Source organism: Sinorhizobium sp. GQ132 (assembly GCF_059758575.1).
This window is the reverse complement of sequence record NZ_JCAXDX010000040.1, coordinates 1-1,825: the sequence shown is the minus strand read 5'-3', so window position 1 is coordinate 1,825 and position 1,825 is coordinate 1. Positions and strand designations below refer to the sequence as shown.

1 protein-coding gene is annotated in these 1,825 nt (G+C 61.9%); it reads right to left on the bottom strand.

Going from position 1 to position 1,825, the window contains the following annotated elements; translation table 11 throughout:
• Positions 1-28 precede the first annotated feature (28 nt).
• The coding region (locus AC6CIG_RS29605; protein ID WP_498324374.1) for a hypothetical protein at positions 29-1,825 on the bottom strand (1,797 nt) is incomplete at its 5' end.

Below are 1,825 nucleotides of genomic sequence, written 5' to 3'. Positions count from 1 at the left end.
ATTTCAGCCATCGATGATCTCCCTCAGCCTAGCACGAGACGGTGAACTGGATAGTGAGCGTCGGCACCGGGCCGGTGCAGCCAGTTGCCTCGGATAGGAAGCGCCAGCTGCTGTTATGAAGTGGCGGCCGATCGGCGACGGGCAGCGGTGAAGTCGCGCTGGTAAGCACCATGTCGGGCTTGCCGGAACGCCTCAGTCGCCAGCTCCCGCCGGTCGATGAAATGACTTTCAGAGCCTCGACCTGAATGTCCGGCGAATAGCTAAGGCCGCCCATATTGATGTCGACCCACCAGCGATTCACGTTAGAAAACGACCCGCAGGTCGCCTCCAGAATAAAGGTCACGAGATCGCCCGCGGTCACGGCGCGGACGCGCAGCGCCCGCCGGTCTCTCAACGTGCGGCCATTAAGCCCGTATTCCACTACCAACGCGAGCTCGTGCTGGCCAGGTGGTATCGGAACCTGCATGGCCCCCTTCAAACCCACGGAAGCAATCGTCACCTCGGCCGTGACAGGCGTCACGCCCTTCAGCTGAAGGCGGGCAACCGTGCCCTTCGGATTATCTTCCGCCTCCCAGCTGACATCCACCGTTGAGTGCGCGCAGACGGTGTCGGGGCTTGCGGCGAAACTTCCCACGAGCGGCTGAACCACTTCGAGGCCTGCCTGGCGAGTAAACGCGGTGCTGAAGACTGCGTCACGTCCGTTGCGGGTGAGAAGCGACAGCTGCTGGCGCCAGAGTGCGAGGTCGCCGCCGGGCACCCATGCATCATAAGCAGCCTCGACATGGCGCATTGGTACCGTGTTCTTCTGCCCCCAGTGGATCCGTGCCAGAGGGACGCCGGCACCAATCGCCTCGAGTGCGTCCTGGTGAACGCGTGCCAACAGCGGCGCTGTTCCCTTGCAGGCATTAATGCTCGCGATTTCGATCGAAACGGTGGAATTCCATCGTTGCATTCCGATCAGGGCTCCGGTCTTCCCTGTGAATCTGATCGCGACATAACCCGGAAATGCCATTCGCTCGCCGTTGGTCTCCGGAAGCATACCCGCCTCCAGCTGCCGAACACGGGCGAACAGCAGGTTGAGGAAATTGATCGCGTCGAGCGACCAGGCCGAAAAGAACACCTCGATTGAATCGCCGTTCTTTGAGCAGACCCAGTCGCGATAATTGTGGATGTCCATGACCGCGTAGCTGATCGCCGTCATGGCCCTTGGCTTCTGGTCCGAGCCCATGAGCATGTCCGACAGCAGCCGAAGGATCCAGAGCTGATCGACTTCCGCAAGAAAGTTGGAGATGTCGCCGAGCGCTTCATTGACGTGCACTGTCCCCGGCGCGAACCCCCTAACCACAGCCAGAAGAGCGAGGGTCGCCTGAGCCGCGATCGCAACTCCCAGCGCCGTGTCGCGAATGTAAACCAAGAACGGAGGAGGCGGCAATCCAACCAATCCCGCCGCGGCGATACTGGCTTGTGCCAGCCCCGCCGTGATGAGCGCCTTGTCGCGCGCGCCTTCGATCGGGGCACTGATTTTGTCGATCAGAATTTCGAGTATGCCAGCGCCTTCGCACAGTCGGTTGAGGAAGCTGTCGCGCGCATCCGGATCGTTCGGATCGAAAGGCACTTCCCGCGCCGCATTGGCTCCCGATCTCTCGGCGCGGCCCGCCGGCGGATTCCCGGCAGCCGACAGGGGAAGCCTCCAGCGCCTGCTGACCCAGGCGCTGTGTTCCATGATATCGCCGTGCCGTCCGATAGGGTTGACCACGATCTGCGTGAACCGAGACGCACCTACGACCCCAGGGTTGTTGAGCCATCCCTGCACTGCAGACCAGGT